Here is a 26,130-nt window from a genome sequence, read left to right as displayed (position 1 = left end):
CTACCGAGCGGGTAGACCAAATCCGTATTGCAGGAATACGGCTCTAGCGGCATCAGATTGAAGATATTGATAAAAGCGCTCCGCTGTTGCTCCCGCTTTGGGCATCAAGGCCATGCGTTGATTGAGTGGACCATGCAATTCTTCGGGCAAGGCAATCGCCTGACCTAAGGCCTTAAACTGTGGCGCTAAGGCAAGGGATAACGGAATAATCCCGCCTTGAGTGGAGCCACTCACGGCAAATTGCGCCGCTTGGGAAGCATTTTCACCCAAGATTAACTTAGTTTGTAGACCGTCCCACAAACCTAATTTTTGCAGGAGTTCGCGAGCGCGCTCCCCATAAGGCGCATGTTCAGGGTTTGCAATCGCAAAGCGCTCCAACTTGCCTGCGGCGAGCAAGTTTTTTACGCCATTCAGCTCGGCATCTAAGGTTAAGGGAGACTTATTTGGAGCCACTAAGGATAGGCGACCGACCGCGTATTGCACTCCAGCATCGCGAGTAAAGCCAGCTTTGTGCAGCTCATGGATATAACGCTCATCGGCGCTGAGCAAGAGTTCAAACGGCGCACCATGTTGAATTTGCGCCACAAAATTACCCGACGAGCCATAGGATACTCGCACCTTAAGCCCGGTTTCGGCGCTGAAGTTTTTAACAATATCATCGAGGGCAAACTTGATATTGGCGGCGGCCGCAATAGCAGGCACAGTCTCGGCGCGGCTAACGGCAGGCATCAAAGCGACACAGCACGACAAGCCGAGAGCAAATACTAAACTCCAGATTTTGCCTAACCCTGTCACACTGTGCATAAACTCACCCTCCCCCTCACTCTCGCCTACTACTGACTTAGTCTTACGTTAGTCTTTGTGTTGCCACAATTGCGCCGCTTGCTCATCGGCGTCCTTGGCTTCGACCCAATTCTTACCTTTATCCCCGGCTTCTAATTTCCAGAAAGGGGCTTTGGTTTTCAAAAAGTCGATTAAGAATTCGCAGGCCGCAAACGCCGCCTTACGATGGGCACTGGTGACGCCGATAAACACAATTTGCTCACCCAAAGCCATAGTACCGACACGGTGGATAACAGTGACTTTATTGAGCGGCCAACGCTCACGCGCCTCGGCCACAATTTGCTCGAGCACACGCTCCGTCATGCCGGGATAGTGCTCTAAGGTCAGGTCGGTCACCACTGAGCCGTCGTTAAAATCGCGCACCTTGCCCACAAAGGTGACAACGGCGCCATCGCTATTGTCTTGGGCTAATTGGTGATACTCATCGGCCACATTAAAATCGACGGTTTGCACCCGCACATTTGGCAGTAAACGCATATCAACCTCCGGTCACAGGCGGGAAGAAGGCGACTTCATCACCATCACTCACTCGGGTATCCCACTGGCTGATAGTTTGATTCACCGCCACCAGCAATTTGTCCGAGGCTAACACTTTGGCCCATTTATCGTCGGTGGCCGCGAGTGTTGCGCGTAATCCTTCTGCGGTTTGTGTCTGCTCACTCGCTTCAACACTCAGTTGGGCAGTCCCTAAAAGCTCACGAACTTGGGCAAAAAACAACACGTTAATCATATTCTTATCTCGCTTTACGTTATTCAGCTTTAAAGTGTCCCGACTTGCCGCCGCGTTTTTCGAGCAGGCGCACCTGTGAAATCACCATGTCTTTCTGCACGGCTTTGCACATGTCGTAAATCGTCAGCGCTGCGACAGAGGCCGCCGTGAGCGCCTCCATTTCGACACCAGTTTTGCCGGATAATTTACACAGGCTAGTGATGCGCACGCGATTATGTTCAGGCTGAGCCTCGAGCTCGACTTCGACCTTAGTTAGCATTAGTGGATGGCATAACGGAATTAAATCTGAAGTCTTTTTCGCCGCTTGGATCCCCGCGATACGCGCGGTGGCGAACACATCGCCCTTATGGTGGCTGCCGCTCATGATCATCTCGAGTGTCGTGCTCGCCATCTCAATAAAGGCTTCGGCGCGGGCCTCGCGTTCGGTCACGGCTTTCTCGGTCACATCGACCATATGGGCATTGCCGTCGGCGTTAATATGGGTAAATACATTGCTCATTGAAGCGATCCTTTAAACTGATGCCAAATTCAAGCATAGGGAAGTTGAGCTCCATCGCGAAATCTAACTTAATGAAAGATAACGCGATAAGCAGACTAAAACCTAAGTTAGATTAACCGCCAATCGAGGCCAGATGTTGCGTCACGCCAGTAATGCCCTGATGCAGATAATGAGTTTCCTTCTTCTGCGCCAGTTGACCGTGTAACCGCTCGATTAATTCCGCTTGCTGACTCGGGTGTTGCAGTAGATCACGCAAATCGATGCCAGACTCGGTAAAGAGGCATAAGTGCAACTTACCCTTGGCCGAGACCCGCAAGCGATTACAGCTCGCGCAGAAGTTAGTGGCGTAGGGCATGATCAAGCCGATACGGCCCTTAAAGTCACTGTGGCTGAAGTTTTGCGCAGGGCCATCGTCGGCACGGGGCGTATCTAATTGCCAGCCCTCAGCTTGCAGTTGCGCTTTGATATCGGCCCCCGCCAAATGGTGAGCTTGGAAATACTCGCGGCCAAGGCCAGTTTCCATCAGCTCAATAAAACGCAGATCGATGGGCGTGTGCTTAATCCAATTCAAAAAACGCGGTAAATCTTTATCGTTCATCCCCTTGAGCAATACCGCATTGACCTTGACGCGCTCAAAACCCGCAGATAAGGCGGCATCGATACCACGCATCACCTCGTCGAACTTATTCTCGCCAGTGATCTGGTAAAACATCTTAGGATCTAAGCTGTCTACCGACACATTGATACGGCGTAGTCCCGCGTCGAACCACTCTTGGGCATGCTTCTCGAGCCTATACCCATTAGTGGTAGTGGCTACGGTATGAATACGAGGATTGTCGGCGACCACTCGAATGATATCGGTAAAATCTTTACGCAGCGTGGGTTCGCCGCCAGTAATACGGATTTTTTGAGTGCCAACCTGGCTAAATGCGGACACAAGGTTTTCTATCTCACTGAGAGATAAAAACTGTTGTTTGCCATTCGGATGATAACCATCGGGGAGGCAATAACTGCATTTGAAGTTACAAACGTCAGTGACTGACATTCGTAAGTAATGAAATTTACGACCAAAATTGTCTTGCAATTGAGACATGATCACCTTTCCAAGTGTGGGAGGCGAGTGCATTTCTTTACTCACCCCAGTGGCCTTATTACCACGGCTACACCCCCATATCTGTCGACTTAGGTAGGCAAGCTCGGAGAACCGTCATTCGTGATTATAAGCCGAAAGTACTGCCTAGCTATACCCCTAAACAGGTATTTCTTGATCCGCTTCAAGTGAGCGTGAACAATCTGTGACAGTGCTCACCCAAAGATTTGTCATTCTTTAGGCTAAACAGCCCGCTTAGCCCCTGTGCCCTGCGATGATTTTGAGGTAAGGTGGACATCAGCAATAAAACGCCCGTTTACAAACAAACTACAACACCCGGTAAAAATCGGGGATATGCGAAGGAAGAGGTGAACTGATGGAACGCGAATCAATGGAATTCGATGTTGTTATCGTCGGCGCAGGCCCAGCTGGCTTGGCCACTGCGTGTCGATTGATGCAGATATCACAGAGTTCAGGTAAAGAGATTACCGTCTGCGTGGTAGAAAAAGGCTCCGAAGTGGGTGCGCACATTCTATCTGGTGCCGTATTCGAACCACGTGTGTTAGATGAGCTCTTCAGCGACTGGCGCGATTCAGGCGCTCCCGTCACCACAGCCGTGACCCACGATGAAATCTATCTGCTCAATTCCGCCACCGACAGCAAGCTGATGCCCAATGCGTTTGTGCCTAAAACCATGCACAACGAAGGCAACTATATTGTCAGCGTAGGTAACCTCTGCCGTTGGCTCGCAACCCGCGCCGAAGCGCTCGGCGTAGAAATCTTCCCAGGCTTTGCTGCCAGCGAATTACTCTTCAATGAAGATAACAGCGTGAAGGGTATCCTGATTGGTGACATGGGCGTCGGTGCCGACGGCCAACCGAAAGACAGCTTTATGCCCGGCATGGAACTGCACGCTAAATATACTGTGTTCTCAGAAGGTTGCCGTGGTCACTTAGGTAAACAGCTGATCGCGAAATACCACTTAGATAATGGCAAGACACCACAGCATTACGGCCTAGGCTTTAAGGAAATCTGGAAAGTCCCCGCCGAACAACACGAGCAGGGTAAAGTGGTGCACACAGGTGGTTGGCCATTAACCGATGGCGCATCGGGTGGCGGCTTCCTCTACCATATGGAAGACAACCAAATTGCCGTGGGTCTGATTATCGACCTCAACTACAAGAATCCCCATTTAAGCCCGTTCGATGAGTTCCAACGTTATAAGACTCACCCAGTTATCGCCAAATACTTAACCGGCGGCGAGCGTTTGACCTATGGTGCTCGCGCAATCACTAAGGGCGGCCTGAACTCACTGCCCAAGATGAGTTTCCCCGGCGGTCTGTTGATTGGTTGCGATGCGGGGACCTTAAACTTTGCCAAGATCAAAGGCACACACACCGCCATGAAGAGCGGTATTGTCGCGGCTGAAACCTTGGCCAAAGCGATGCTGGCCGAGGTTGAAGGCGGTAAAGATCTGGATTGTTTCCAAACCCATCTGGAAGAAAGCTGGTTACACGAAGAGTTGTATAAGTCGCGCAACTTTGGCCCAGCAATGCACAAGTTTGGCACTTTCCTCGGCGGCGCATTTAACTACGTAGATCAAAACTGGTTCGGCGGTAAGTTCCCCATCACTCTGCGTGATGAACACCCAGACTATGCACAAATGGCTCCAGTCAGCGCCTACAACAAGATTGATTACCCCAAACCCGATGGCAAACTCAGCTTCGATAAGCTCTCTTCAGTCTACCTGTCGAGCACTTATCATGAGGAAGACCAGCCTTGCCATCTGCGCTTAAAAGATAACAGCATCCCGCTCGGGATAAACCTGACGCAATTTAACGAGCCAGCCCAGCGTTACTGCCCTGCTGGCGTGTACGAAATCGTTGAAGAAGCAGGCCAGCCTAAGTTTGTGATCAATGCGCAAAACTGCATCCACTGCAAAACCTGCGACATTAAAGACCCTAGCCAAAATATTACTTGGGTCACGCCCGAGGGCGGCGGTGGTCCAAACTACCCGAATATGTAACTTAAACGGAATAAGGCGCTCATTGAGCGCCTTATTTTTGCTTGCCTTCACGCCACACTTTGGTCACAATTGCGCCATAAAAATCACATGCTTCAAATCAGCAACTCATTTCCATCTATACTCTACATAACAAGATCTACCGCAAGAGCAACAGGTTAGGCCCAATAAATGTCTTGTACGCTGTTTTATTCGGCATTCGACCTAAACAAAGGTTAACTTTTAACATTTCTGTCCGATACTTGTTATTGGCTAGAAAACGTCGACCGATATTTCTAAACGTCTAACACAGGCATATTGATATTTATGATATTGAATAACCTTACTATTAAGCAGAAAATCCTGCTGACAGTGACATTTGCTGTGCTGCTGTCGACCATACTCGTGGGCGTCCTCAGCCAACGTAGTGCGAAAAGCGTGGTACAGCAGCGTATGCTCGGGTCGGAAATGCCCAGCCTAATGATGCAGATCCGCAATAAGATTGAGCTAGATATTTCGAGCTTAATGAATGCCGCCGAACAACTCGCCAGCAGTCGTATGTTACTGCAATGGCTTGAAAACGGTCGTCCACAAGAGCAAGAGCCCCAAGTCGTTGCCCAGCTGAAGGACATCACCCGCCAATATCATTTGGCCCAAGCCTCCTACGCCGATAGACAAACCGCCGCCTACTACACTCAGGATGGTTTTTTACGTGTACTCACCCCAGCGCAGGATGGTTGGTTTTTCGGTTATCGCGACAGCGGCCAAGAGCGGATGCTTAACGTGTTTACCGAAGCCAATGGCGAGGTAAAACTCTTTATCAACTATCAGCAACCTAATGGCCGCGGACTCGTTGGCCTCGCCAAATCCCTCGATGATATGGTGCGTCTACTGGGTTCCTTTAAGATTGAAGAAACCGGCTTTGTTTACTTAGTCGATGCCAAAGGTGAGGTAAAGCTGCATCCCGACGCCAGTCAAATTGGCAAGAGCAGCCTCAAGAGCTTGTACTCGAGTGCGAATATCAGCTCATTGCTCAATCGTAGTGACTTCAACCTGATCGATACCCAAATCCAAGGTGAAAACACCTTCGTAGCCAGCAGCTATATTCCCTCCATGGATTGGTATCTCGTGGCACAAGTGCCCGAAGCCGAAGTGTTCGCCCTACTGACGGATGCCGCCTACCAGATCTTAATTTGGACCTTAATCATTGCTGCGGGCTTTATCATGCTGGCGATTGTGGTGGCTGGTTCAGTAAGCCGCCCTATCGCACAAGTCGCGGCCATGTTCCGTGATATCGGTGAAGGAGAAGGCGATTTACGTCAGCGCCTCCCCGTTAAAGGCGAAGATGAAATTGCCCAGCTGGCGCAAGGGTTTAATAGCTTTATCAGCAAAATCCAAGACTCTGTGATTGAAGTTGCACAGACCAGCGAACAACTCGGCTTCTCGGCGAAGGATGTGTCGAATCAGGCGCAGCAAACCCTTGAAGACAGCCATGAGCAAAAAGATCGCACTATGATGGTTGTGACCGCCATCAATGAGATGGGCGCAACGGTGAATGAAATCGCCAGCAATGCCGCCCAAGCAGCTGTTGCGGCGAAGGATGCAGATACTGAATCCAATAGCGGCCAAGTGGTGGTGACCCGTGCCCGGGATACCATCAATCAGCTCTCCCAAGATGTGGAACAAGTCGGTGAAGTGATTGAATCCCTTGCGACTCATACCAAGTCTATCGGCGGCATTCTCGATGTGATCCGCGCGATTTCGGAGCAAACCAACCTGTTAGCCCTCAACGCCGCGATTGAAGCCGCCCGTGCCGGTGAAGCGGGGCGAGGCTTTGCCGTGGTAGCCGATGAAGTCCGTAATCTGGCATCGCGCACCGCCGCATCCACCAACGAAGTCCAAGGTATGATCGACAAGTTGCAATCCGAGGCCAGCCGAGCGGTGAATGCCATGGCCCAAAGCCGTGCGCGCTCCCACGAAGGGGTGGCCGCCGTCGATGAGGCGAGCCAATCTCTGGTAGGCATTAGCGACCGTATTGGCCTGATCAGCGATATGAACATTCAAGTAGCAGCGGCGACGGAAGAACAATCAACCGTAGTGGAAGACATCAACCGTAACGTGACCGAAATTAACGAAATCACCCAGCGCACCGCCAGTACGGCACAGGCTGCGGCACAGGCGAGCTTAGCGCTAAATCAACTCGCCCACCGCTTAGACACCTTAGTGGCGAAGTTTAAGGTGTAAGCCCGAGATAGATTGAAACCAAACAAAAACGCCTTAGCGAGTTCTCCCTAAGGCGTTTTTTTATTACTCAGCGTAAAAAGCAATTAGTTATCGGAAAGGAACTTAATCGTCAGCGGATAACGATACACTTGCCCTTCACTCGCCTTAATGATCCCAAGGATAGTGCAAACTAAGTCGAGAATACCGAGGATAATCAAAAAGATAAACCCAATGCCCACAAAGGCTAACAGCCCGCTGATAATCACATAGATCAACAGGCTTAATTTAAAGTTCAAGCAACTACGGCCGCATTGGTCGACAAAAGCCGACTCTTCACGCTTCATCAACCACATAATCAGTGGTCCGAGAATCGAGCCTAATGGCACTAAATAACCGATTAAACTAGAGGCATACACCAGTAAGCCAAAATCTCTTTCACTCTTAGTCACTGACTCTATCATTACACTTTCCCTGTATTATCGTTTGAAAAATAAAGTTTATTTACCTTTTGGCCCATACAAGCGCATCTGCCAATCTTCGACTTGTTGTGTCGCTAAGCGACGCTGCAGGCTATTCACCCAGCTTTGTGCCAACCCTTCACAGGAGGCGAGTCTATCATAGGCTTTGGCATCGTATTCGGGTGAGAAGTACAGCGCCATGGCCTCGGCGACACTGATATCGGTTTTACGCTCGACTAATTCTATCCTGTCGTTTAGATGAATCACACCAGGGGTTAATACTCTGTAAAACCAACCGCATAGCTGACTCTGCTGCATGGCAAGGGCAAAGTCTCTATGTCCAAATTGCAGGTTCAATTTAAAGCAAGGTGAGCGCGGCTGAGTCACCTGCACTGTGACGGCACCGATTTGCAGGATATCGCCGATATTGACCTCGGTTTCATTCAAACCAACAGTGCTGATGTTTTCACCCATGCTCGGCGCATCTTCGAGTTGGGTGATTAAATCCCAGCGACGGTACTGACCATAATGCTCACGGGGGAAATGATGCAGCACTCGGTCGAGCCCGCCATGGTGCTTAGGGTCAGCCTGCGCATCGCCTTCGACACGGTCGACATTCACTCGTAACTGCTGCGCCGATTTTTTACCGTCGATACCAGTAGAAACACCGTCAATCTCTTGCAGAACCGCCCCTAAATACAAACCCGATAATCTATTTACCAACAAGGTCGACATTTGTTACTCCTACATCATCGCTATCCTTCACCTACCTCTGCCCGAACTGCTCAGTCACTCAAACGCGGCAGTGAGCCCAAACAATCCCATTGGCAGATTCGGCCATCATAACAGCATACTACTGATTGAGAACCACTTGATTGCGCCCCGCTTCTTTCGCCTGATACAGGGCGAGATCCGCTCGCTTAATCAAATCTTCCGCAGGCTCGAGTTTCTGGTATTCGGCAACTCCAATACTCACAGTAATAGCAATGTGCACGCCATTCACTTTAAGCTCCCGTTGGGAGATTAAATCGCGAAATTGTTCTGCCAGTTCAGCAGCCTGACTTAAATCCTGCTCTGGCACTAATATCAAGAATTCCTCACCGCCCCAACGACACAGCACATCCTGGGTTTTTAGTTGACTCCTTAGTAGGTTAGCCACTGTTTTTAATACTAAGTCACCAATGCTATGACCATAGCTATCGTTTACTTTCTTAAAATGATCGATATCGACAAGCAGAATGGAAATCGGTGCTTGGGATAACTTGGCCTTCTCTAATGCCTGATGGAAATACTCTTCAAACACCTGGCGATTAGCGGCGCCAGTGAGTTTATCGGTTGAAGCCATGACCTCAAGTTTGCGCTGATAACGACCTAAGGTCATGTTTGAAATAAGTAAAATCCCAATCGTCACCAGTAAACTTAAGGCTAAGTTACCCCAAAAGGTATTGAGCAGCTCTTGCTCCTGCGGCGCATCCTCCTGCTCAACGATAAGATACCATTTAAATTCAGGTACCAAACGGCTGTTCAAATAAGCGGTTTTACCGTTGCGTTGGTAACTAAAGGCCGCACTCGGACTGGTTAAAATCCGCGTAGCGAGTTGCTCAAGCCCAGCGCTGGTTTGCAGTGAATCGGCACCATCATACTCATCGCCATGGAGCGTGACACGACCTTGTCTATCGGTGAAGAACACCCGACGGTTGTAGCGCTTCTGATAGAGTTCAATCAATGCCTTGACCTTCTCAACCGCAAGGCCAACGCCAGTAACGCCAATAAACTTCCCTTCAAAATCAAATACTTTATAGTTCACAAATACGGTTGTCTTAGTGCGATCCGCGGTGTCTGAATCGATATTGATTTCGTAATGCTCTGACTCAGGTAAAGAACGTACGCGAAAATACCAGGCATCATTTGGGTCGATATCTTGGATTTTCTTCAATATGCCCGTCGAATGGTAATAGTTGCGACTCTGCTCAGAGACAAAAAAGCTGGTGACTGTATCGTATTTTTCTTGAATTTCTTTGAGGTAACGGACCAGTTTTTCGGGGTCTTGCTCGTGATTCAACATCCAGTCACGCACAAAGGTATCCTGCGCCATCAGCGAGGAAATAAAGATGGGGCGCAGCAGATCCTGTTGAATTTCTGAATAAATATTATCGCTGGTTAGGGGTAAAGTATTGCTCTCAATCTGCTGACTCAAGGAGTCGTGGGCCACTTTATAACTAATGCCACTGGTGACTAAAAAGGCCACCAGCAACAGCACTGACAGTAGCCAAATAAACTTCTTTTTATCATTCCAAACGTGATTGCCCATTTCCAACTCCAACAACGGCAGGCTTATTATTTTATTTCAACGAGATGCGTTGTCTGAATGTTAACGTAATCCCTTGCCGACCGCACAATATTTCCACAATATGAACGTTCGGTAACGGAATAACATTATTCGAGCTAAAAAAATGCCCCGTTGGGGAAACGGGGCAAACATGCGAACCAACAAATGGGAGAAAAGCACAAGAAAACGTTAAGGGACAAGAGCTATTCGTCACTGAGCACACTCTATCAAGCCCAGATGACAGAAAGATGACTCCCTTTAATTCCCTGCTATTTATCGCCCAACTTATGCTTCTAAATACTGCTTCAATGCATCGCCTGGGATAGAACTGTTGGTGGCCACAGCAAATGCCGCCCAAGTCGCACCTTCGGCCATGGCTTGGGTAATGGTTTTTCCCGCGCATAATCCATGAATAAGCCCTGCGGCATAGGCATCTCCCGCCCCAGTGGTATCGACAACCTCAGCAGGCACAGCCGGGACATGCTGTACATCATCTCGGGTATACACCTTAGCGCCACGCACACCGTCGGTGACGACAAAATAACGTAATGATTCTCCGCCAATGCTTACGCCGTAATCCCAAGATGCGACATCACAGCGGCCTTGCATATCACTCACGGAAGCTAGCAACACGTGGCAAGGACGAGGTCTGTCATCCTTCGCTAGTTGCGCGATCACAAGGCAGTGATCCAGTGCGGTTTTCGCCCAACTAACCGTGCCCTCCGCCGAAGTATTAAAATACAGCGCATCCCAATGTTGCCATTTAGGCGGCACGGATAACTCAAAAATAGGCCGCTGCGGACGAATGATGGTGCGCTCACCATCGGGTGTCATCACCAATAACATTTCACAGGTATTTCCCGCGCGGCGCTGCACTAAACGACAATCGAGCCCTTGAGTACTCGCTTCAGCGATGACCCAGTCGCCCATTTCATCCCGCCCGACTTGGCTCACGAGGGCAACCCTATGGCCCGCCCATACCAGTCCAAGCCCAGTATTGGCGCCACCACCACCGAGCCTTTGTCCGCCATCTTGATAATGAAAGCGACCGCCTGTTTTCAATGGTTTATCAAGGATCAACACTCGGTCACAGTTAAGATTGGCCACCAGCAAAATATTTGCCATGACAGAACTCCATAATGAAAGAACAGACCGCACTAAATCTAGGCGAAGACTCGGTTAAAAGAGCCCTCAATCTAGACCAAAACACAGGATGGCACAATCTCATCAGCCAATAAGCCGTACCAGCGCATGACAGCTTAAACAGGCTTTGGCTGTAAGACTTTGACTATAATCAAATTCAGTAAAGGAACACTGAAACACTAATAAGCTCAAACAAACAAAATATAAGCACATGAAAAATAATAAAAATATTTATTAAAATATCTATTTCAGAGGCTAAGTCATAAAAATGTCATCAAGATTCAACCTTTTCTTAGATTTGCAAAAGGTTAAACTGGTGCTTCAAGGATGAAAAACTGAAGGAATTTGTATGCTAATGGAATGGCTACATAGGGACATTGATGGTGAAGAACAACTCCGCCGCTATCGCGAATGCTTAGAGGAATTTAACGAGTTGGAATTTCATGATGCGTATGTCGCGAAGATCCAGCATGAATATCAGTTATTAAAGGCGTTATTTGAGGAGCAGTCGGTTCAACACTTTGAGCCTAACTGCTCCGAAAAGTAGGATTGACGTTAATCGACCATCTTAAAGGGTGAAAGCGAGGTAAACTTTACATCCAGTTGCCAATCTTGGATCACCATTTCCGAAGGTTGCCAACTGTCGTCCACCCATTCGTAAATGAGGCCAGGATCTTCCTCTGCGTTCACCAATAAACGACGACCATCTTTTAACACAACCGTATAATCAAGCCCTTGAGCATCAACACTTTCAATATCCCCCAATACTTTGTGATGAATGCTTGAAATCGCGCCTGTCGCTTTCACTGCGCCAGTTTCTTTCGCGCCGCTGTAAAATCTCAGTGCCTCATTGGTAGCGGGTTTATGAAATACAAACTCTTCAGTCACGCCCACAACGATCGACGGATCAAGCTCATACCAAGCGGGTATCCATAATGCGTTCATTGCCATCCCGTTATATCCTGCATAATAATTTTACGGACGAGAACATTCTGCCTTAACCTTGGCAGATAAAATACTGGTCAGGGATAAAATAATTTTAACCTTCTGCAGACAATTCCCCTCAGGCTGTAACCCACATTACTGCAATAAAAATAACGCCGCTAAGGTCATATGCTGTACTTCGAGTTAATGATTGGAGCCATGCAGACTTTCTGTTAGCTTGAAAAAATAGCTCAATAACTGCCACATTTTGTTGATAGAGTGATCCAATAAACCCGCGCCACGTATTGAGCCTGACAACCCATAGCCACCACTATGGCACCAGCTTGCCCTATGGAGAAATCGAATATGCCAGTTTTGCAAACACTCAAACTTACGGGTGAGAATGAGGCGCTGAAACGTCAAGAGCTTAAACAATACTTCAATCAAACCTGGGCACTCTATGAATCCCTCTTCGAACTGATAAAACACGACCAGGCTTATTACGTCAAAGCCGAGCCACTGCGCCATCCGCTAATTTTTTACTTTGGCCATACCGCCACTTTCTATATCAATAAACTCAAGCTGGGTAAGTATCTCGATGAACGAGTGAATGATCACTTTGAATCAATGTTTGCCATCGGTGTGGACGAAATGTCTTGGGATGATCTCGACGAAACCCACTATCAATGGCCAAGTGTCGCTGGGGTAAAAACGTATAGGGATCAAGTCAAACAGGTCGTCAATCAACTGATTGATACCATGCCCATCACTCTACCGATCAGCCAAGACAGCCCCGCTTGGGTCATCTTAATGGGCATAGAACACGAGCGCATTCACCTAGAGACCTCTTCCGCCATTATTCGCCAGCTTCCATTAGAGGACGTGTGTGCCAATGCTCAGTGGCCAGAGTGTCAGGATGTTGGCAGCGCCGAGCCAAATCAACTACTTGCCGTGGCGGGTAAAAAAATCACCTTAGGTAAAAAAGAGCAAGACAACACCTATGGCTGGGATAACGAATACGGTAACAAGAGTTTTAAAGTCGCCGACTTTAAAGCCTCAAAGTACTTAGTGAGTAATCAAGAATACCTAGCCTTTGTCGAAGCGGGGGGCTATCAAACTCAAGATTATTGGAATGAGGAAGGCCAAGCTTGGCTGGCGTATACCCAAGCTCAAATGCCACGCTTTTGGCGCCGCCGCGATGATAAATGGTGGCAACGTAACCTCACCAGCGAAATCCCTTTGCCGCTCAATTGGCCCGTCGAAGTCAATCAACTCGAAGCTAAGGCCTTTTGTAATTGGAAGGCGCGCCAAAGTCAGAGCAATATTCGCCTGCTCACCGAGGCAGAATGGTATATCTTGCGGGAAAATGTGCCGAGCGATGCCCCCGATTGGCATGAAGTCCCTGGCAATATCTCGCTGGCTTACCACGCCTCTTCCTGCCCGGTAAACCGCTTTAAACACAATGATTTTTATGACATTGTCGGCAATGTCTGGCAATGGACCGAAACCGCTATCGACGGTTTTAATGGTTTTGCCGTACATCCGCTCTACGATGATTTTTCAACGCCTACCTTCGATGGCAAGCACAATCTAATTAAGGGTGGCTCATGGATTTCAACGGGCAATGAAGCTATTGCAGCCTCACGCTATGCCTTCAGACGTCACTTTTATCAACACGCTGGATTCCGTTACGTCGAGTCGTTGCAAAATCCTGAACAGATGGCCGAGGTCAATGTGTACGAAACCGATGAACTGATTTCCCAGTATTTAGAATTCCACTATGGCGCCGAGTACTTTGGTGTACCGAATTTTTGCGTTAATGGGGTACAACAAGCACTCAACGAGATCCAACTCGAGCACACCACCAAGGCCTTAGATATAGGTTGCTCTGTCGGACGCGCCAGTTTTGAGTTAGCCAAAGTGTTCGACCATGTGGATGGCATCGACTTTTCGGCACGCTTTATCCAACAGGCCTACGCTTTGACAGAGCAAGGCGAAAAACGCTACACCATTCGCACAGAGGGAGACTTACAGGAATTCAAGAGCGCCAGCCTTGCTAAACTGGGATACCTTGGCGAAGCTAAAAAAGTCAATTTTATCCAAGGGGATGCCTGCAATCTCAAGCCAATCTACACAGGATACGATTTGGTCTACGCCTCAAATCTAATCGACAGATTGAACGACCCGCAACACTTCCTCACCAATATTGGGCAACGCATCAATCAAGGGGGATATCTGGTTATCGCCTCACCTTATACTTGGCTCGAAGACTACACGCCAAAGGAGAAATGGCTTGGGGGGATTAAAGTCAAAGGAGAAAACTTCACAACTTTAGATGGGTTAACCGAAACCTTGATAGGCCAATTTGAACTGGTTGCGGTGAAAGAAATCCCCTTCGTTATTCGCGAAACCAAGCGTAAATTCCAGCATTCGATTTCAGAGATGACGATCTGGCGTAAGCGTTAGTTTTGCAAGATTAATAGCCGCCCTAAAGAAAAATCCGCCAGATAATCCTTTCTGGCGGATGCATAACAAACGGCGCAGTAATAACAGTCATCCAGTTGCAAGAACGGCGAATGCTCGGCACTGCTTACTCATGCCTTGCACAGCGTCCTAGACCTTAAACTGAGCCGTTGTTAAACCAAGTTGATTCGCTAGCCCTAACAGGCTGCGGGTACTGGCGGCTACTTGACTGATGGCCGCGCTATTTTCCTCCGCCGCCGCACTGAGCCCTGCAATGCCCTGAGCAATCGTCGCCGACACTGTGGTTTGTTCCTCCGCAGCCGTTGCCGTTTGGATCATTAAGGCTTTGAGTGTTTCGAGCCGCTTGGCAATATCATCCACCGCCGCTTGCATACCCTCAGCATCATCGGCGGTTTTAGATGCCTCAGATGAACAAGTCACACTATGCTGCGCCAACACAGCCGATTGCTGCTGAATGCCTTGTAATACCTTTCCAATATCCTGCGTCGCCTCTTGCACCTTCACGGCGAGTTGCCGCACTTCATCGGCGACTACGGCAAAGCCACGGCCATGCTCGCCCGCTCGGGCAGCTTCAATCGCCGCATTGAGGGCTAATAGATTGGTTTGCTCGGCAATCGCATTAATCACATCCAGAACACTTCCTATCTTCTGGCTATCGGCCTCGAGATTACTCACCTGCTGATGAATGGCGGCGAAACTTGCTAGCGTCACCTGTAAACTTTGGCGGGTACTCGCCAGATTCTGCGAGAGAATGCCACTCGATTGAGTACAGGAAGAAACCTCATCGGAAGATTTCATGGTATTAGTGCTGATCTCTGCGGCGGCATAACTCATTTCCTCCACGGCCGTGGCTAACATATCGGTTTCTCTGGCCTGCATCTGAATACTGCTGTCGGCTTGGCTCATTGCCGCCGAGTTTTGCTCTGCGGCGGATTCCAACTCATGGCCCATCCCCACCAATTGGCTAATAATTTCCTTTAATTTGGTCTGCATCCTCGCAAGCCAGCTCATTAAATGATTATCGGCATGGGCGTGGGAGAGACTATGGGTTAAGTCCCCGGAGGCGATAAGGCTGGTCAAATGGCACATATCCTCGGGCTCACCGCCCAGAGGTTTAAGCACGAAGCTGGTCACTAGTTTTGCCGCCGCAATCGCCAGCACTATCGATAGCCCGCACACCACGAGTCCGATATACATAATATGGTAGGCAGGCGCGGCGATTTCACTCACATCAATCTCGGCCATTAAGCCCCACTTGAGCCCCATTTCAATAACAGGCGAGTAGGCTGATAGCACTAGATTATGATTGTAATCATATATCTGCATAACCCCCTCTTGCCCAGCTAACGCGGCCTTGACCGCCAAGGTATCAACCCCATTTTGGGCGATTGTGCCCGCAAAGGAGGCCGATACGGTGCGATTTTTAGGATCTAAAAAGGAGTCGGAACGCATTCGATTATCGGGGCCGATGAGATAAGTTTCACCAGAATCCCCCATCCCTTCACGGATCTGCATCACGCGGTTTATTCGCTCGATAGAAACCTGTGCCGCCACCACAATATGCTGCCCATGGTATTGAATGCCTTGGCCAATAAAGGCGGCCGCTTGTCCGTTTGATGGTGCATAGGCGGAGAAATCCTGTAAAAACACGGTATCCGAAGTTGCAGAGGCCTTATCGAACAGTTGAGCCAGCCCTGAAGTTCGGTAAGGGCCGGTACGCAGATTAGTGCCATAGTCTGGTTCTTTCGCCACTGTGTAAAAAACCGAACCGTCATCGGAGATGATAAACAAATCATAAAAACCCAGCAGTTTGTTAAGGGATTTGAGCGTTGAGTCTAAATCGCTCAGGGTTTCTAGGTTCGGCTGGCTGGCGATCACCGCACTGACAGACTGTAAGTTATCGGAGAAATCTTGGAACATGCCATTGATCTGTCGCTGCTTAATTTCCCGCACAGCCACTAAACGTGACTGAGCCTCGGCAAAGAGTTCATTTTTAGCAAGATAAGTGACTATCGCCGTCGCAAGAACAAGCGGCAAGAGGACAATCAGTAAACTGATCAATTGAATTTTACGCGTAAATCCCATGGAGACACTCCTTGTCGCACTCAAGATTCCATAATTGCAGGCAAAACAACTCCCGTTAAAACTATAGGTGAAGATTGAAACCTCGACCAAGTAAGGCCATTTTTTTATTCAGTACGTAACTCCCTAATTGAGTAGCCATTAACCTTACTCAGACGCTTTTATGCACACCATCCAAGATGCGAATAACACGCGATGAAGCAGAACCGTTAAGTGATATATGAAAATAACGATGAAAATTTTCACATTGACGACAGCATAAAAATCACATTGAATTGAATACAAATTCAAATTGCACACTATGGGAGCGTAAAATGGAGTTAATCGAGCAAGTCTCAGTCGCGAAAAAAGCCAATATTTACTTTGAGGGTAAAGTTGCCAGCCGCAGCGTATTCTTCAGCGATGGCAGCAAAAAGACCTTAGGCGTGGTCCTCCCTGGAGAATATGAGTTTTCCACCTCTCAGGGGGAAATTATGCAGGTCACCAGTGGCAGTTTCGAGGTGTTACTGCCCAATAGCACAACTTGGCAAACCTTTAGCGAAGGTAGCCAATTCGAACTTGCAGCCAACGTCAGTTTCAAAATCCGTAACAATGCAATAGCCGAGTATTGCTGCAGCTACCTGTAATACCCTTACCGAGGAATGCTTAATCGACTTAGGCATTCCTCAATCAGTTGCTCTCTACTATTGATGCAAACTCGACCACTAGACGACTGGTCTAATATGTTTTATGATCCTTCGCCATGAAAACAGAAACCCAATCGACACGTCAGCATATTCTCGACGTTGGATACTCACTGATCCTCAAACAAGGCTTTTCGTGCCTAGGCTTAGCCCAATTACTCAAGGCTGCCCAAGTACCTAAAGGCTCGTTTTATCATTATTTTAAATCGAAAGAGCAATTCGGTGAGGCCTTGTTAGCGGGGTATTTTGAGCAATACCAAGCTGAGCTTGATGGCCTGTTCAACGAGACTCAACTCTCAGGCTTTGAGCGCCAAATGCAGTACTGGCAAAAATGGTTGCACGTGCAGCAGGACGGTTGTGTCGATCAAAAATGCCTTGTCGTTAAGTTAAGTGCTGAGGTTGCCGATCTGTCTGAGGCCATGCGCCTTGTGCTTTTAAAAGGTTCGGCTGGCATCATCGAGCGCCTAACCCAGAGCATTCAAGCGGGGATTGCCGATAAATCCATCTGTGAACAGGATGCCCAAGCAACGGCAGAGTTGCTGTACCACATGTGGCTCGGCGCCAGTTTGATGAATAAACTCGGCCACAGCCATGCCGCTTTAGCGCGCGCCCTTGCAATGACCGAATCTATTTTAAAGACCAAAACCATGGGTTAATGCCAGCAACGCTGGCACACCAATGCATCACCAACCCGTTAATGAACAATGAAATATAGCCTTATCGGCTTGATTTATCATTTAGTAGCCAACCAATCTAGACGACTGGTCTACTAAAATCATTTTCCAACCATAGGACACATAGCAGTATGTTCAATTTCGCCTACTACAACCCAACCCGAATCCACTTTGGTAAAAACACCATAGCTGAAATCGACACCTTAGTGCCTCGCGATGCCAGAGTCATGGTGTTATTTGGCGGCAGCAGCGCCAGACGAACTGGCACCTTAGCCGAAGTAAAACAAGCGCTTGGAAACCGTTTTGTGGTCGAGTTTGAAGGAATCGAGCCGAACCCAACCTACGAAACCCTGATGCAGGCTGTCGAGCAAGTTCGTGAATTAAACATCGACTTTTTACTCGCGGTCGGCGGTGGTTCAGTGATCGATGGTACCAAGTTTGTTGCTGCGGCAGCGGTATTTGAAGGCGAGCCTTGGGATATTCTCACCAACTGGGGCGCGAATGTGACTCAAGCCATGCCATTTGGCTCGGTATTAACCTTGCCTGCGACGGGTTCAGAGATGAACAACGCCAGCGTGGTGACCCGTAAATCGTTGAAAGCTAAACTGCCATTTCGTAACGACTTGGTTTATCCGCAATTCTCAATCCTCGACCCTACTAAGACCTTCACCCTGCCAGAAAGACAAGTGGCGAACGGCGTGGTCGATGCTTTTGTGCATATCACGGAGCAGTACCTCACCTACCCGGTCAATGCAGCGGTGCAGGACAGATTCGCCGAAGGCTTACTGCAAATTTTGATTGAACTAGGGCCACAGGCACTCACACAGCCCGAAGATTACGATATTCGCGCTAACTTGATGTGGGTCGCGACCATGGCACTCAATGGCACGATTGCGACAGGTGTACCCCACGACTGGGCAACACATATGATCGGCCATGAACTCACAGCCTTGTATGATATTGATCATGCCCGCACCTTAGCCATTGTATTACCATCATTATTGCGCTGCACTAAAGCCGCTAAGCGTGAAAAGCTGCTGCAGTTTGCAGACAGAGTGTGGCATATCAACACTGGCTCTGAAGACGAACGTATTGAGGCCGCCATTGCGAAAACCCAAGCCTTCTTCGAAGCTATGGGTATTGCAACCCATTTATCTGCCTACGATTTAGGTAAAGAAGCCGTCGATGCTGTCGTCAATCAGCTTGAGCAGCATGGCATGGTTGCCCTAGGCGAACATGGCAATATCGATCCCGCCATGAGCCGCGATATTTTAACCCTAGCGCTCTAAGCTTTCGTCACCGCCGTCAACGCACCATAGTGGTGCGTTGACACTCCCCCAAAAGAGGCAAACTCGCCTGCGCCTCAACATCAAAGCCGCTTTCACCTTCCCCGTCCAAGATATTTGCTCTCAGAACCACACTCGCTACAGATTTGAAGGCATAAAAACAAACCCGCGTTTATTCCCACGCTAAACCTTAAGTTAGCTGAATAAACACCATGATTTTTGATGAAAAAACGACTAATCTTGTAGAACTTCATCTCCAAGGCAAAAGGACTTTCGCATGCGTGCATTAACCCTCATCAGCTTATTGCTGCTCAGCCTGTTCGCCCAAGCAACAGTGTACAAATGGGTCGATAAGGATGGAAAAGTCCATTACTCAGATGAACCACATCCCAATGCCGAGGTTGTTGAGTTAAAAGAGAAAACCCTCAATCAAATTGCACTGCCCCCCGTAAAAAATGATGCGGACGACTCGCAAGTGATCCAACAAATCCAGTATCAAGTCGTCATCACTTCCCCTACGGAAGAGGAAACCGTGAGAGACAATAACGGAGACTTTCAAGTCACCGCCACTGTCACCCCAGAGATCAAAAGCCAGTATCTGATGGCACTCAAACTCGACGGTCAAACGGTCGGACAGCCTCAAGTGGGCGGCATCTTCCAACTTAAGAACATCGACCGAGGTGAACATACCATTGTTGTCGATGCCATGACTCAAAACGGCAAAGTCTTTGCATCTAGCTCTCCACGAAAGATATTTCTTCATCAAGCGGCGATGAATCCAGTCCCGAAAAAACAACCAAAATCAAATTAAACTATTTAATAACAATTGATTAGGTCGTTTTTGTTCAATCTAGCCCTTTGATGAAGTCGAGTTGCAGCCCGCACCATATCGGTGCAACATAATGGTGCAACCCTATTTCAGGAACGGTAGATGGATAAAGAGACTCTGCTTAATCATTTAGTCACCGCGGTACTTGTCATCGATAAGGATCTTAAGCCTTGTTATGCCAACGCCGCAGCAGAGCAACTGTTAGGTGTCGGCAGCCATAGGTTAGTCGAGCAAGCCCTGCCGGAGCATTATCAAGCACTTGGCGTTGAAGCGCAGATCCTGAGCGATGCGGTGAAAGCCGGCCAAGGTCTCACGGTAAACACCGCCACCTTAGTGACCTTAGATGCCCAACATCATACCGTCGATCTAACGCTGATCCCGCTCGAAGATGAAGCGCAACTGAGCCTACTTGAACTAAGACAGGTCGACCAACAACGTCGGATCCACCAGCAACTCAGCCAAGATGCCCAGCAACAGGCGGCGCAATTCCTGGTTCGTAACTTAGCCCATGAGATCAAAAATCCCTTGGGAGGCCTGCGTGGCGCGGCGCAATTGCTTTCGCGGGAATTAGACGATCCGGCACAAAAGGAATTTACCAATTTGATCATTGAGCAGGCCGACCGCCTGCGCAGCCTTGTGGACAGATTGCTCGGCCCGCAGCGACCGACCCAACATAGCCTGCACAACATTCATCAAGTGGTGCAGAAGGTCTATAAACTGGTGGAAATGGCTCTGCCCGCCAATATTCAGCTAAAGCGCGACTACGATCCCTCAATCCCCGATATCGAGATGGATCCCGACCAAATGCAACAAGCCGTGCTGAATATTTTGCAGAATGCGGTGCAAGCCCTTGAGCATACAGGTGGCGAAATCCTGCTCCGCACCCGCACACAACATCAGGTCACTATCGGTTCGCAGCGCCACAAGCTCGTACTGACCCTGTCGATTATCGACAATGGCCCAGGCATACCACCAGAGCTGATGGACACACTGTTTTATCCCATGGTCACTAGTCGTGAGCAAGGTTCGGGGCTGGGCCTATCGATTGCCCATAACATTGCCAGATTACACTCGGGCAGAATCGATTGTGTATCCAGCCCTGGGCATACCGAATTTATCATTTCGTTACCGATTTTAAGCGCCAAATAATCAAGACAAACCAACACATACCGTATGAGGAAGCAAAATGCGAATGAGTGAACAAGTGTGGATCCTCGACGATGACAGTTCGATACGTTGGGTGCTCGAAAAGGCGCTCCAAGGCGCGAAACTCAGCACCGCCAGCTTTGCCGCGGCCGAATCACTCTGGCAAGCATTAGAGATTTCCCAGCCACGGGTCATAGTCTCAGATATTCGTATGCCGGGCACCGATGGTTTAACCCTGTTAGAAAGACTGCAAATCCACTACCCGCATATTCCCGTCATCATCATGACTGCGCATTCGGATTTAGACAGTGCGGTCAGCGCCTATCAGGCAGGGGCATTTGAGTATTTACCCAAGCCATTCGATATTGATGAAGCGATATCCTTAGTCGAGCGCGCCCTAACCCATGCGACCGAGCAAAGCCCAGCACCAGCGGCGCAGGAGACGCAAGTCAAAACGCCCGAAATCATAGGTGAAGCGCCCGCCATGCAGGAGGTATTTCGCGCCATCGGCCGGTTATCACGCTCCTCAATCAGCGTGCTGATCAACGGCCAATCGGGTACGGGTAAAGAGCTGGTTGCAGGCGCATTGCACAAACACAGTCCGCGCAAAGACAAACCCTTTATCGCCTTGAATATGGCGGCAATTCCCAAAGATTTAATCGAATCGGAGCTCTTCGGCCATGAAAAAGGCGCCTTTACCGGCGCGGCCAACGTGCGCCAAGGACGCTTCGAGCAAGCCAATGGCGGCACCCTGTTTTTAGATGAAATCGGCGATATGCCGCTGGACGTACAAACCCGCCTACTGCGGGTGCTTGCCGATGGGCAATTTTATCGCGTCGGCGGCCATAGCGCCGTTCAGGTAGATGTGCGGATTATTGCCGCAACTCACCAAGATCTGGAGCAGCTCGTGCTCAAAGGCGGCTTTAGGGAAGATCTATTCCATCGGCTCAATGTTATCCGTGTTCACTTGCCACCGCTGTCACAACGCCGTGAGGATATTCCCCAACTGGCGACCCACTTTTTAGCATCCGCCGCTAAGGAGATTGGTGTCGAGGCAAAAATCCTCACCAAAGAGACCGCCGCCAAGCTATCGCAACTGCCTTGGCCAGGGAACGTCAGGCAACTCGAGAATACCTGTCGCTGGCTCACGGTAATGGCCTCAGGACAAGAAATCCTGCCCCAGGATTTACCGCCAGAGCTACTTAAAGAACCCGCTAGCATTAATCCTATGGCAAAAGGCAGCCAAGATTGGCAATCGGCACTCACCGAGTGGATTGACCAAAAACTGTCTGAGGGAAATAGCGATTTATTAACCGAAGTTCAGCCGGCCTTTGAACGTATTTTGCTCGAAACCGCATTACGCCATACCCAAGGGCATAAACAAGAAGCGGCAAAACGTTTAGGTTGGGGAAGAAATACCTTAACGCGAAAACTCAAAGAATTGTCTATGGATTAAGCATCCATTAAAAAGCAAAAAAGGGATATCACTATCCCTTTTTTATTATTTAGATTAACTCTAAATCATTAGAACTGGTAATGTACACCAATCGCCAGTTGCTTCATATCGGTGTCGATATCTTTCATATTCAAATAGCTGTGGTCAGCATCTAAATCACCTGTGGTGACATCGTAGCTAAAGCGCACATTTAAACGTTCGGTCACGGCAGCATTAATACCTACGCCATATGTCCAACCAAAACCGGTGAAATCTTCATCGAAACCAAAACCGTCAAAATTCATAGCCATAGATGCAACACCAACTTTTGCATAAGCTGAGAACATATCATTGATTTGCAGAGTAAACTTAGGCGTGAAGGTTAATGCGCCCGCTGTGACATCCGTATCTCTGTCGCCCAAATCGGCCGTCGCAAATAAATTAGCTTCTAAACCAAACCACTCGTTGAAGTTGTAACCACCGTAAACACCGAAACCTGTGCCAGTATCTGAATCATCAACAACATCCACAGCTACGCGGTTTAGTGCGCCACCCACATAAAAACCAGTAGTATCGGCTGCCGCAGAAGCTTGGCCGGCCACTAATGCAGATAATAAAGATACCGCAACTAAAGATAGTTTTTTCATTATATTTTCCTAATGAGTTAACTTGAGTAGTAAACGCGGCGGATATTACAACAAACAAATAATAAGAGTGACAGTTTGTAAAAACTAAATACGTTTCATACAGGAAGTATTCAGCTTTAAATTAAAAAATAACAAACTTGATATACTTAAGTATTAAATAACATACTCAATATTAAATACTAAGTACTAACTGACTATACGCAATAAATTCATTATGCCGAAATAACACCAACGAATTATCGAACGGCGTTTTCGTTCATCGAGACATTCAATAATCACCACCTTTCCCGACTGCGCGCAGATCACACGGCTGCGCCACATCAACAAAGGCCAAATATGCAGTCGGTAGTCCCGCTGTGCAATATTAAATGGAATCGTTCTCGGCCAATAATATAAAGGTTGGCGCAGGATAAGCTCGCTCCAAACGCCCATAGGAGGGTAGCCTAAGTTGTGCTCATTGAAATTTGAACCTGGCCCCGCGCTCACGGCGAGGGCATGTTCGGCAATCAACTCAAAGCGGGTCGATAATCTATGATAACGGCAGATGAGCCGAGTCTGTTCGGCTAAGGGGTGAACCTGTTGCTGCGTCCATGACATAACCATTCCTTTGGCTGTTTAATAACGATTCAAACTTATTATGATGAGGCCGCAGCACTAGGTTCCACCTGCACAGGATCTTGGTGAATAATCACCTCGGCATCTTCAAAGGCGGCTTTCACCCTGAGTCCCGTGGTATCGGCAATACTGTGGGCTTCGTTCAGACTCAAATTGCCATCCAACTCTAAATGGAATTGAATAAAGATAGTCTTACCCGCTTGGCGTGTGCGCAAATCATGCAGCCCTTGGACTCGGGAGTCTTCCTTAGCGATTTGTTTAATCCGTTGACGAGTGTCCTCATCCAGCTCACGGTCGAGCAGTGCTTGAATAGAGCGGTAACCTAGATCAAATGCCTGTTGGCCGATATAGCAAGCGATAAGCACAGCAAAAAGCCCATCGGCCCACCACCAGCCATATTGGGACAAGACGAGTGCGAGCAACACGGCACCATTAAGGAATAAATCCGACTTATAGTGCAACGAATCGGCCTCGACTACCGTACTATTGGTTGCCGCCAGCGCCCGCTTTTGCAACATCACTAATGCTAATGTCAACACAATCGCGACGACTGAGACCACCACACCTAAAGTTGCGTGCTCAACTGGAGCGGGATTGAGTAACCGCTCTCCCCCATAAAACAGCAGCAGGAATGCCGAGCCCATAATAAAGGCCGATTGTGCCAACGACGCTAATGGCTCCGCTTTACCGTGGCCGTATCTGTGGTCATGGTCGGCGGGGACGATGGCATAACGAATGGCGATAAAGTTGATGATTGAGGCGAGCGCATCGGCAAAGGAGTCCGTTAAGGACGCCAGCATACTGGCCGAGCCAGAATATAACCAAGCTAACAGCTTGATAAGAATAAGGGTCAAAGCGGTAGCCACGGAAGCGCGACTAGCCAGTTTGACCCAAAAATCGTATTGGGAAGTCTGAGTCATAGGGGTCTATATCGGGAAGCTATGACCCTATTGTATATCAGCTTACAAGCTTAACCGCGAGGTTCTTTACCAGCTTGTGCTTCAAATCGCGCTTTAAACTTAGCTTGCTGTTCAGGTGTCAGCAGATTGTAGATTTGATTCTGCATCTTCATCCGTTCAATCGCTTGGGCTTGACGTTTTTCCTGCTGTGCACTCATCAGCGCCTTAGCTTGCGCCTCATCGAAGGTAGCGGAGGTGATCAATGCCTGCATTTCAGCACGATGCGCTAAACGCTCCTCCTTGCTCGGTCTGTCGTCGCTACGTGCGGCGCGTTGCTCAGCAAACAGCTTTTTAATGTCGGCCTTCTGTGCATCGGTTAAATCCAAGCCCTCAAACATTCTGTGCATACCATCATGGGCCATACGCTCGCCGTGTTTGTGGAACTCGCCGCGAGGATGGTCACAACCTTGGCTTGGCTCGGCATTAACTGTCGTCGCGAATACCGCAGAGCTTGCTAGGATGGCAAATAGGCCTGCTTTAAAAGGAGATAATGTTTTCATCATGTTAACCTCAATAGTTCAACGTTATGTTGTTAAAGACAAGATACAGTGACGACCCTTTTAAAAGCCGAATCACTTCCGACGATTACAGTCTAAAGCGTCATATGTAAGTGAGGGCGTGACCTGAGTAAATCAGTGTAAAGTTGCGACAAGAACTAACAAATTCCCTATTCTTTACTTTGGCTTACATTGCTACACAGCAATTGACATCAAAAGAGGTATACTCAGGCAAAATGCTAAAAGTGCCTGCGGTTTAGCACGACTATTAGGGCGTGTTGACGTTTCGAGATTAGATTTTGTTCGTTCTGGCAAGCTCGTGCTCGCGAAACGAGGAATGATGTGTAGTTATTCTACTCAAATGACGAGTGACAAAGAGCAAGTGCTTGCCAGACGAACCCTTCGGGCAGCATTTGGCTGATTTTCTGCTGCGTTATCGTCCGTTTATGTAGAATAACTACACCGCACGGACTTTGCCTTGCATAAACGCCAGCCAAATTGCTGCAAAAATAACCCTGAAACGTCAACACGCCCTAGTCTTTCGCACCGTTC

25 protein-coding genes and 1 riboswitch are annotated in these 26,130 nt (G+C 48.6%); of the genes, 10 read left to right on the top strand and 15 right to left on the bottom strand.

The window, feature by feature from the left end:
• The 5 genes from modA to moaA form a co-directional block, all read right to left on the bottom strand.
• On the bottom strand, positions 1-804 hold the full coding sequence (gene modA / locus K0H60_RS01705) for a molybdate ABC transporter substrate-binding protein (RefSeq protein WP_220057053.1): 804 nt from the start codon (positions 802-804) through the stop codon (positions 1-3).
• 48 nt (positions 805-852) lie between these two features.
• Positions 853-1,320 carry a molybdopterin synthase catalytic subunit MoaE gene (moaE, locus tag K0H60_RS01700; protein ID WP_023265973.1) on the bottom strand — a complete coding sequence of 156 codons (468 nt, stop codon included), beginning with the start codon at positions 1,318-1,320 and terminating at the stop codon, positions 853-855.
• A 1-nt stretch (position 1,321) separates the two neighbouring features.
• Positions 1,322-1,573 (bottom strand): molybdopterin synthase sulfur carrier subunit, encoded by a 252-nt coding sequence (moaD, locus tag K0H60_RS01695; RefSeq protein ID WP_011621081.1) that lies wholly within the window; start codon positions 1,571-1,573, stop codon positions 1,322-1,324.
• Positions 1,574-1,592: 19 nt separating this feature from the next.
• Positions 1,593-2,072 (bottom strand): cyclic pyranopterin monophosphate synthase MoaC, encoded by a 480-nt coding sequence (gene moaC, locus K0H60_RS01690; protein WP_011074083.1) that lies wholly within the window; start codon positions 2,070-2,072, stop codon positions 1,593-1,595.
• Positions 2,073-2,184: 112 nt separating this feature from the next.
• Positions 2,185-3,165 (bottom strand): GTP 3',8-cyclase MoaA, encoded by a 981-nt coding sequence (moaA, locus tag K0H60_RS01685; RefSeq protein ID WP_041412503.1) that lies wholly within the window; start codon positions 3,163-3,165, stop codon positions 2,185-2,187.
• A riboswitch (molybdenum cofactor riboswitch) is annotated at positions 3,153-3,286 on the bottom strand. Its footprint overlaps the gene before it by 13 nt.
• Before the next feature lie 252 nt (positions 3,287-3,538).
• Here moaA and K0H60_RS01680 point away from each other — a divergent pair.
• The gene (locus K0H60_RS01680) at positions 3,539-5,188 is read left to right on the top strand and encodes an electron transfer flavoprotein-ubiquinone oxidoreductase (RefSeq protein ID WP_220057052.1); all 1,650 of its coding nucleotides are present in this window, start codon (positions 3,539-3,541) and stop codon (positions 5,186-5,188) included.
• 303 nt (positions 5,189-5,491) lie between these two features.
• Positions 5,492-7,408, top strand: coding sequence for a methyl-accepting chemotaxis protein (locus K0H60_RS01675; RefSeq protein WP_220057051.1), 1,917 nt, complete (start codon positions 5,492-5,494; stop codon positions 7,406-7,408).
• A gap of 83 nt (positions 7,409-7,491) precedes the next feature.
• Here K0H60_RS01675 and K0H60_RS01670 read toward each other — a convergent pair whose 3' ends face one another.
• The 4 genes from K0H60_RS01670 to K0H60_RS01655 all read right to left on the bottom strand — a co-directional run bounded on the left by K0H60_RS01670 (position 7,492) and on the right by K0H60_RS01655 (position 11,299).
• Positions 7,492-7,848, bottom strand: coding sequence for a DUF4870 domain-containing protein (locus K0H60_RS01670; RefSeq protein WP_011621077.1), 357 nt, complete (start codon positions 7,846-7,848; stop codon positions 7,492-7,494).
• Between the two features lie 36 nt (positions 7,849-7,884).
• On the bottom strand, positions 7,885-8,580 hold the full coding sequence (locus tag K0H60_RS01665) for an MOSC domain-containing protein (RefSeq protein WP_220057050.1): 696 nt from the start codon (positions 8,578-8,580) through the stop codon (positions 7,885-7,887).
• A gap of 118 nt (positions 8,581-8,698) precedes the next feature.
• Positions 8,699-10,156, bottom strand: a complete 1,458-nt coding sequence (locus K0H60_RS01660) for a sensor domain-containing diguanylate cyclase (RefSeq protein WP_220057049.1) — start codon at positions 10,154-10,156, stop codon at positions 8,699-8,701.
• Positions 10,157-10,459: 303 nt separating this feature from the next.
• The gene (locus K0H60_RS01655; RefSeq protein ID WP_220057048.1) at positions 10,460-11,299 is read right to left on the bottom strand and encodes a PfkB family carbohydrate kinase; all 840 of its coding nucleotides are present in this window, start codon (positions 11,297-11,299) and stop codon (positions 10,460-10,462) included.
• 367 nt (positions 11,300-11,666) lie between these two features.
• On the opposite strand from K0H60_RS01655, the gene K0H60_RS01650 reads away from it, so the two are divergent.
• Positions 11,667-11,864, top strand: coding sequence for a hypothetical protein (locus K0H60_RS01650; protein WP_220057047.1), 198 nt, complete (start codon positions 11,667-11,669; stop codon positions 11,862-11,864).
• Between the two features lie 8 nt (positions 11,865-11,872).
• Here the strand turns inward: K0H60_RS01650 and K0H60_RS01645 are convergent, their stop codons facing one another.
• A complete protein-coding gene (locus K0H60_RS01645) occupies positions 11,873-12,268 on the bottom strand; it encodes a hypothetical protein (RefSeq protein ID WP_220057046.1) in 396 nt (131 codons plus the stop codon).
• A gap of 339 nt (positions 12,269-12,607) precedes the next feature.
• On the opposite strand from K0H60_RS01645, the gene ovoA reads away from it, so the two are divergent.
• Positions 12,608-14,707, top strand: coding sequence for a 5-histidylcysteine sulfoxide synthase (gene ovoA, locus K0H60_RS01640; protein ID WP_220057045.1), 2,100 nt, complete (start codon positions 12,608-12,610; stop codon positions 14,705-14,707).
• 147 nt (positions 14,708-14,854) lie between these two features.
• On the opposite strand, the gene K0H60_RS01635 is transcribed toward ovoA, so the two are convergent.
• Positions 14,855-16,810 carry a methyl-accepting chemotaxis protein gene (locus K0H60_RS01635; protein WP_220057044.1) on the bottom strand — a complete coding sequence of 652 codons (1,956 nt, stop codon included), beginning with the start codon at positions 16,808-16,810 and terminating at the stop codon, positions 14,855-14,857.
• 311 nt (positions 16,811-17,121) lie between these two features.
• Here K0H60_RS01635 and ppnP point away from each other — a divergent pair, with 311 nt between their 5' ends.
• The 6 genes from ppnP (at position 17,122) to glnG (ending at position 22,881) form a co-directional block, all read left to right on the top strand.
• A complete protein-coding gene (gene ppnP / locus K0H60_RS01630; protein ID WP_011715502.1) occupies positions 17,122-17,433 on the top strand; it encodes a pyrimidine/purine nucleoside phosphorylase in 312 nt (103 codons plus the stop codon).
• A gap of 116 nt (positions 17,434-17,549) precedes the next feature.
• Positions 17,550-18,146: a TetR/AcrR family transcriptional regulator gene (locus K0H60_RS01625; protein WP_220057043.1), complete on the top strand. Its 597-nt coding sequence runs from the start codon at positions 17,550-17,552 to the stop codon at positions 18,144-18,146.
• Between the two features lie 149 nt (positions 18,147-18,295).
• Positions 18,296-19,453, top strand: coding sequence for an iron-containing alcohol dehydrogenase (locus K0H60_RS01620; protein WP_220057042.1), 1,158 nt, complete (start codon positions 18,296-18,298; stop codon positions 19,451-19,453).
• Between the two features lie 274 nt (positions 19,454-19,727).
• Positions 19,728-20,261 carry a DUF4124 domain-containing protein gene (locus tag K0H60_RS01615; RefSeq protein ID WP_011715499.1) on the top strand — a complete coding sequence of 178 codons (534 nt, stop codon included), beginning with the start codon at positions 19,728-19,730 and terminating at the stop codon, positions 20,259-20,261.
• 120 nt (positions 20,262-20,381) lie between these two features.
• Entirely contained in the window at positions 20,382-21,428 is a 1,047-nt protein-coding gene (gene glnL, locus K0H60_RS01610; protein ID WP_088212551.1) for a nitrogen regulation protein NR(II), read from the top strand.
• Positions 21,429-21,465: 37 nt separating this feature from the next.
• Complete coding sequence (gene glnG / locus K0H60_RS01605) at positions 21,466-22,881, top strand: nitrogen regulation protein NR(I) (RefSeq protein WP_088212550.1); 1,416 nt, start codon at positions 21,466-21,468, stop codon at positions 22,879-22,881.
• A 68-nt stretch (positions 22,882-22,949) separates the two neighbouring features.
• Here glnG and K0H60_RS01600 read toward each other — a convergent pair whose 3' ends face one another.
• From K0H60_RS01600 to K0H60_RS01585, 4 genes are all read right to left on the bottom strand, one after another.
• On the bottom strand, positions 22,950-23,507 hold the full coding sequence (locus K0H60_RS01600) for a porin family protein (RefSeq protein WP_088212549.1): 558 nt from the start codon (positions 23,505-23,507) through the stop codon (positions 22,950-22,952).
• 186 nt (positions 23,508-23,693) lie between these two features.
• On the bottom strand, positions 23,694-24,104 hold the full coding sequence (locus K0H60_RS01595) for a hypothetical protein (RefSeq protein WP_220057041.1): 411 nt from the start codon (positions 24,102-24,104) through the stop codon (positions 23,694-23,696).
• Between the two features lie 38 nt (positions 24,105-24,142).
• Positions 24,143-25,042, bottom strand: coding sequence for a cation efflux pump FieF (gene fieF, locus K0H60_RS01590; RefSeq protein ID WP_011715494.1), 900 nt, complete (start codon positions 25,040-25,042; stop codon positions 24,143-24,145).
• 50 nt (positions 25,043-25,092) lie between these two features.
• The gene (locus K0H60_RS01585) at positions 25,093-25,581 is read right to left on the bottom strand and encodes a Spy/CpxP family protein refolding chaperone (protein ID WP_220057040.1); all 489 of its coding nucleotides are present in this window, start codon (positions 25,579-25,581) and stop codon (positions 25,093-25,095) included.
• Positions 25,582-26,130: the final 549 nt, after the last annotated feature.

Origin of the sequence: Shewanella mangrovisoli (genome assembly GCF_019457635.1) — a bacterium.
Classification (GTDB): Bacteria; Pseudomonadota; Gammaproteobacteria; order Enterobacterales; family Shewanellaceae; genus Shewanella; species Shewanella mangrovisoli.
The sequence above is the reverse complement of the archived record's forward strand: the minus strand, read 5'-3'. Positions and strand labels throughout refer to the sequence as shown.

Excerpts from the sequence above, each read along its gene's own strand:
- modA (WP_220057053.1), bottom strand. The coding sequence starts at position 804 with ATGCACAGTGTGACAGGGTTAGGCAAAATCTGGAGTTTAGTATTTGCT.
- moaE (WP_023265973.1), bottom strand. The coding sequence starts at position 1,320 with ATGCGTTTACTGCCAAATGTGCGGGTGCAAACCGTCGATTTTAATGTG.
- moaD (WP_011621081.1), bottom strand. The coding sequence starts at position 1,573 with ATGATTAACGTGTTGTTTTTTGCCCAAGTTCGTGAGCTTTTAGGGACT.
- moaC (WP_011074083.1), bottom strand. The coding sequence starts at position 2,072 with ATGAGCAATGTATTTACCCATATTAACGCCGACGGCAATGCCCATATG.
- moaA (WP_041412503.1), bottom strand. The coding sequence starts at position 3,165 with ATGTCTCAATTGCAAGACAATTTTGGTCGTAAATTTCATTACTTACGA.
- K0H60_RS01680 (WP_220057052.1), top strand. The coding sequence starts at position 3,539 with ATGGAACGCGAATCAATGGAATTCGATGTTGTTATCGTCGGCGCAGGC.
- K0H60_RS01675 (WP_220057051.1), top strand. The coding sequence starts at position 5,492 with ATGATATTGAATAACCTTACTATTAAGCAGAAAATCCTGCTGACAGTG.
- K0H60_RS01670 (WP_011621077.1), bottom strand. The coding sequence starts at position 7,848 with ATGATAGAGTCAGTGACTAAGAGTGAAAGAGATTTTGGCTTACTGGTG.
- K0H60_RS01665 (WP_220057050.1), bottom strand. The coding sequence starts at position 8,580 with ATGTCGACCTTGTTGGTAAATAGATTATCGGGTTTGTATTTAGGGGCG.
- K0H60_RS01660 (WP_220057049.1), bottom strand. The coding sequence starts at position 10,156 with ATGGGCAATCACGTTTGGAATGATAAAAAGAAGTTTATTTGGCTACTG.
- K0H60_RS01655 (WP_220057048.1), bottom strand. The coding sequence starts at position 11,299 with ATGGCAAATATTTTGCTGGTGGCCAATCTTAACTGTGACCGAGTGTTG.
- K0H60_RS01650 (WP_220057047.1), top strand. The coding sequence starts at position 11,667 with ATGCTAATGGAATGGCTACATAGGGACATTGATGGTGAAGAACAACTC.
- K0H60_RS01645 (WP_220057046.1), bottom strand. The coding sequence starts at position 12,268 with ATGGCAATGAACGCATTATGGATACCCGCTTGGTATGAGCTTGATCCG.
- ovoA (WP_220057045.1), top strand. The coding sequence starts at position 12,608 with ATGCCAGTTTTGCAAACACTCAAACTTACGGGTGAGAATGAGGCGCTG.
- K0H60_RS01635 (WP_220057044.1), bottom strand. The coding sequence starts at position 16,810 with ATGGGATTTACGCGTAAAATTCAATTGATCAGTTTACTGATTGTCCTC.
- ppnP (WP_011715502.1), top strand. The coding sequence starts at position 17,122 with ATGGAGTTAATCGAGCAAGTCTCAGTCGCGAAAAAAGCCAATATTTAC.
- K0H60_RS01625 (WP_220057043.1), top strand. The coding sequence starts at position 17,550 with ATGAAAACAGAAACCCAATCGACACGTCAGCATATTCTCGACGTTGGA.
- K0H60_RS01620 (WP_220057042.1), top strand. The coding sequence starts at position 18,296 with ATGTTCAATTTCGCCTACTACAACCCAACCCGAATCCACTTTGGTAAA.
- K0H60_RS01615 (WP_011715499.1), top strand. The coding sequence starts at position 19,728 with ATGCGTGCATTAACCCTCATCAGCTTATTGCTGCTCAGCCTGTTCGCC.
- glnL (WP_088212551.1), top strand. The coding sequence starts at position 20,382 with ATGGATAAAGAGACTCTGCTTAATCATTTAGTCACCGCGGTACTTGTC.
- glnG (WP_088212550.1), top strand. The coding sequence starts at position 21,466 with ATGCGAATGAGTGAACAAGTGTGGATCCTCGACGATGACAGTTCGATA.
- K0H60_RS01600 (WP_088212549.1), bottom strand. The coding sequence starts at position 23,507 with ATGAAAAAACTATCTTTAGTTGCGGTATCTTTATTATCTGCATTAGTG.
- K0H60_RS01595 (WP_220057041.1), bottom strand. The coding sequence starts at position 24,104 with ATGTCATGGACGCAGCAACAGGTTCACCCCTTAGCCGAACAGACTCGG.
- fieF (WP_011715494.1), bottom strand. The coding sequence starts at position 25,042 with ATGACTCAGACTTCCCAATACGATTTTTGGGTCAAACTGGCTAGTCGC.
- K0H60_RS01585 (WP_220057040.1), bottom strand. The coding sequence starts at position 25,581 with ATGAAAACATTATCTCCTTTTAAAGCAGGCCTATTTGCCATCCTAGCA.